This window comes from Photobacterium frigidiphilum (assembly GCF_003025615.1).
GTDB classification, from domain to species: domain Bacteria; phylum Pseudomonadota; class Gammaproteobacteria; order Enterobacterales; family Vibrionaceae; genus Photobacterium; species Photobacterium frigidiphilum.
Genome location: NZ_PYMJ01000084.1, coordinates 1 through 3,913, shown reverse-complemented (window position 1 = coordinate 3,913; position 3,913 = coordinate 1). Strand labels below are relative to the sequence as shown.

At 46.2% G+C, this 3,913-nt stretch carries 6 protein-coding genes; all 6 read left to right on the top strand.

The annotated features are described in order from the left end of the window. Positions 1-296: zincin-like metallopeptidase domain-containing protein (locus tag C9J12_RS29625; RefSeq protein WP_265416172.1), on the top strand; the 296-nt coding region annotated here is incomplete at its 5' end. A 72-nt stretch (positions 297-368) separates the two neighbouring features. Beyond that, positions 369-536 carry a hypothetical protein gene (locus tag C9J12_RS30915; RefSeq protein WP_170111924.1) on the top strand — a complete coding sequence of 56 codons (168 nt, stop codon included), beginning with the start codon at positions 369-371 and terminating at the stop codon, positions 534-536. After that, positions 529-723 carry a hypothetical protein gene (locus C9J12_RS29620; RefSeq protein ID WP_107247008.1) on the top strand — a complete coding sequence of 65 codons (195 nt, stop codon included), beginning with the start codon at positions 529-531 and terminating at the stop codon, positions 721-723. Before C9J12_RS30915 ends, C9J12_RS29620 begins: the two co-directional genes overlap by 8 nt. Positions 724-891: 168 nt before the next feature. Continuing rightward, positions 892-1,326 carry a hypothetical protein gene (locus tag C9J12_RS29615; protein WP_227876516.1) on the top strand — a complete coding sequence of 145 codons (435 nt, stop codon included), beginning with the start codon at positions 892-894 and terminating at the stop codon, positions 1,324-1,326. Between the two features lie 765 nt (positions 1,327-2,091). Then, positions 2,092-3,225, top strand: a complete 1,134-nt coding sequence (locus tag C9J12_RS29610) for a site-specific integrase (RefSeq protein WP_107247003.1) — start codon at positions 2,092-2,094, stop codon at positions 3,223-3,225. Further along, on the top strand, positions 3,222-3,890 hold the full coding sequence (locus C9J12_RS29605; RefSeq protein WP_107247000.1) for a phage integrase central domain-containing protein: 669 nt from the start codon (positions 3,222-3,224) through the stop codon (positions 3,888-3,890). Before C9J12_RS29610 ends, C9J12_RS29605 begins: the two co-directional genes overlap by 4 nt. Positions 3,891-3,913: the final 23 nt, after the last annotated feature.

Sequence of the window (3,913 nt, the reverse complement as noted above, 5' to 3'; positions counted from 1 at the left end):
CATCGTCTAGCGATTATTACGCAACGGCCATGCATGAACTGACTCACTGGTCTGGTCATAAAAGCCGTTTAGATCGTGATTTAAAAAATAGCTTTGGCTCAAAAGATTATGCGTTCGAAGAATTGGTGGCTGAATTGGGTGCAGCGTTTTGTTGTGCTGATTTGGGTGTGTTTGGCAAGGTGCAACATGAGGACTATATCGCGGGGTGGCTTAAGAAATTGAATGACGACAAACGGTTTATTTTCAAGGCGGCCAGTCTAGCCAGTAAAGCCCATGCGTTTTTATTAAATGAGTAATGAAGTGCCCCTTCTGACAGGCTATGAAAAGAAGGGGCTAGTCATCAAAATCTATACGGTAAGGAATATCAAATGATTACTACAAATCATAATAAACAAACGTGTATTAACCGCAAGCAAAAAATTGTATTAGCCTCAACGTTATTAATACCGCTGCATTGTAATGCTCGCTCATGGTTAGATTTTCAATTGTTCTGCGCAGAATTACAGCGGGTTGTTGGTGGTGACTATCATGACTAATAACAATCGTTCTCCAATAACAGAAGCACAATTTGATAGCGTGGCCATGAAAACACAAGCTGGGCAATTGAAACAACGTAATCGGGAATATGGGGTTGAGTTTTCAATTTGGATTAATCATACCTTGGTGATGAGCAGTGATGTCGATAAAGAAGGTGTGAGGCAATATTGGTGTTATTTGTCATAACATCAATTCTGTTTTTCTCTGTCACTCAATATAAGTAAATAAAACCTGAAAGATATTTATTTGTCCGTCCGTATTGGTTTTTTAATGCTGCCACCGTCAACGCTAATAAATATCTTCGTTTTATTCTTTCTCGTCATTGTTTAAATGATAAGTCGCTGCGAGGTCGTCATGAATACTGTCTCCCTTATTAATGCTATGCATACCCTTCGTTGTTCACATCGTCAGGTTAACGGTTTATTGTTAGCGAAAAAGAAAATTAATAAACAACTCACCATGAGCCGTCAATACACTGCATTGTGTGAACGCGATAAAGTGCAATTGCGGGCCATGGGGATTGGTCAACGGGTGTGTGATAGGGTTGGTGACCAACGTTTCTATCATTATAGTGATTTGCAATTACTGGAAGAGTCATTAAATATCGCGACAGAATTGCCGTGGTCAATCACGTTGTTTAATGGTGGCGCTTGGATAAATACAAAATTCAACCGTTTGGTGCCCGCATTGGTTTTTCATATCACCTCATCGGGTAAATATAAGCTGTCTCTTTTTTCGCTAAATATTAACCGAGGTGATAACCGCGTAATAATGGACCGTTATTGTTAAGTTATTCATGGTTATATTGTTAAGGTCGCACTTGTGCGGCCTTTTTTATTTGTCGTCATAAAAAGCATGACGGCATGCGCTAGGCCTCTTTTTTGTCTTCGACAGGTAGCCCTATTTTTTGTGGCATGATTGCCGCCGTATAAAGAGCTGCCTAGCAAGACGATGGTTTTCTTTTTTATTTGGCCTTGTTAAGGTTTCGCCAATTGAAGGATGATGGCTTATTGATGATTAACGGGTTGGCTTATATGCCGCGAGCGGCATTGAGTTGTTTATGTTGAGTGATGCGTGGTGTATTACTTATGCTCTGTTAATGCGACGCAGTGTTATTTAAACGAAACACTCAGAATAAGAATGTGACGCGGTCACGCTTTGATTGTTGTGGGATACTCTCTACCTTTTCCTCTGTTGTCCTGGTGCATTCTGCACCGTTGTTTCTCCCTCGTTACTTTGTTTTCTCTTACCTTTCCTTTTCTGATTTCAGTTGGCAATCAGTCTGCCTGAATGTGTCTACTGGGTAATGAACCCCTAAAAAGAAAGAAAAAGGATGATTGATTCGGATGGGTTGGATATTGCAATAAAATAAGACTACACACCTCGTTATCTCGACACGTCGAGATGGTTGTTGTTAGTGGGTTAAGTGGCTGAAAGTAAGGTGTTTTGTTCTTTTGTTATCACGGTGTTTTTCCGTAGTGTTCCGCTTTTCTGTGCGTGTGAGAGCCGTACCGATATCGCGTGGAATGCCACGATATTACGTGAGAGTCGATAATGCCCAAGGTCACATTACAGCAAGAAAGGGTTGATAACATGCCCCCATCGACAAAAATGGTGGCGTATTACGATAAAAAATTCCCTGCTTTTTTCCTGCGGGTCTACCCATCAGGCAAGCGGGTGTTTAACGTCCGTTTTCAGCATCAAGGGTTACGTCAGTTACACCGTCTTGGTGATGCTGCTGATATGTCAGTGAGTGAGGCACGTGCCGCTGCGAACGCCCTGATTGAGAAAGTGCGCTACGGGGTGGAGAAAGACGCGCCGTTATCCACCTTGACCTTATCGGCCTTTGCCGAGGAATTTTTCCCCCGTTACGCGCGGCATTGGAAGGCGTCCACATTACACAACAACCGTCAGGGGTTCGAGCGTCACATTGAACCGGTGTTGGGTAAGGCCATGGTTGCGACCTTAACGCGTCAGCAGGTTGAACGGTGGTTCAGTGGGATGTCAGCCACCAAAGGCATGGCCAATACAATGTTGCCGTTGTTATCGGTGATGATGCAACAAGCGGAGACTTACGGTTACCGAGCGCCCCAAAGCAACCCGTGCAAATCCTTCAAGCGTTACACGCTGGTCGCGTGTGAACGCTATCTCACTCCCGATGAATTACGCCGTTTGTGGTCGGTACTCGATATCCATCAGGCCAGCTCACCCACGGCGGTGATGATATTACGTTTGTTAATACTCACAGGGTGTCGAGGCAATGAAGTGCGCACCGTGAAATGGAGGCACTATCGCCAAGGGCATTGGTATTTACCTGACAGTAAGACAGGGGCGAAAACCGTCTTTTTGTCCTCGTTTGTGCGTGAGTTGCTGGACGATTGGCCGTCAACGGGGGCGTACCTGTTTGCGGGTAAGCAATCTGGTGAACCGTTCGAGTACTTCCGTTTAGTGGCCGTGTGGCATCAGGTGCGGGAGGTAGCACGGCTTACTGACGTGCGATTGCATGACTTGCGCCATACCTATGCCAGTATTGCCCTGCAAGATAAAGTCAGCTTGTTGAGTATCGGGCGGCTATTGGGGCATTCGTTGCCCGAAACCACCTTGAAATATGCCCACCTTGCCAAAGGCGATATTCAAAACGCGGCCAATAATGTGGCCAATGTGATTGCAGGGGGGATGCAGTCATGACCCCCGTCCGTATTACCCAAAAAACCATTACCTCAATGCAGTCTACATCCCGTGCTTATACGCTGTGCGATACCGTGCTTAAAGGCTTTGGGGTCAAAATGTACCCTGATAAACGGCGCATGTACGTGGTGAAAGCCACCGTTGACGGGCGGCAGCGGTCACGGCTCCTCGCCCCTGTCAGTGCGTTAACCACCAAAGAAGCGCGTGTCATGGCGCACAAGCAAATCCAAACCTGGCGGGAAGAAAATAACGCGCCCCCAGTGACGGCCTCGCCGCGTTTTGATGTGTTTGTCCGTGAGACATGGACACCCTTAGTCTGTGAACAATGGAAAAGTGGCACACAGGCCACCTCCCGCAGCGCGTTGAATAAACGCCTGTTGCCGACGTTTGGCCGTTTACCGTTGCACACCATTACCCATGCGGCGGTACAACAATGGTTTGATGCGGTGAGCGTGAAAACCAAAGGGGCGGCGAACCGCAACCTTGACGTACTGCAATCGGTGTTCAAATTGGCCGTGATGCAGGGGTACTGCACCCTAAATCCGGCCATGGGCATTAAGCTGCATATTTTCATCCATCCCGATCGCTCAATAACACTGATGCCGATCAGCCAATACCATTCATGGCGATCACCTAATAACATCGATGCCGATCACTTTGGTTAAAAATGTTATTGAGCGATCGACTT

Bases quoted from the DNA above. Each gene is read 5' to 3' on its own strand.
- C9J12_RS29610 (WP_107247003.1), top strand. From the start codon at position 2,092: ATGCCCAAGGTCACATTACAGCAAGAAAGGGTTGATAACATGCCCCCA.
- C9J12_RS29620 (WP_107247008.1), top strand. From the start codon at position 529: ATGACTAATAACAATCGTTCTCCAATAACAGAAGCACAATTTGATAGC.
- C9J12_RS30915 (WP_170111924.1), top strand. From the start codon at position 369: ATGATTACTACAAATCATAATAAACAAACGTGTATTAACCGCAAGCAA.
- C9J12_RS29605 (WP_107247000.1), top strand. From the start codon at position 3,222: ATGACCCCCGTCCGTATTACCCAAAAAACCATTACCTCAATGCAGTCT.
- C9J12_RS29615 (WP_227876516.1), top strand. From the start codon at position 892: ATGAATACTGTCTCCCTTATTAATGCTATGCATACCCTTCGTTGTTCA.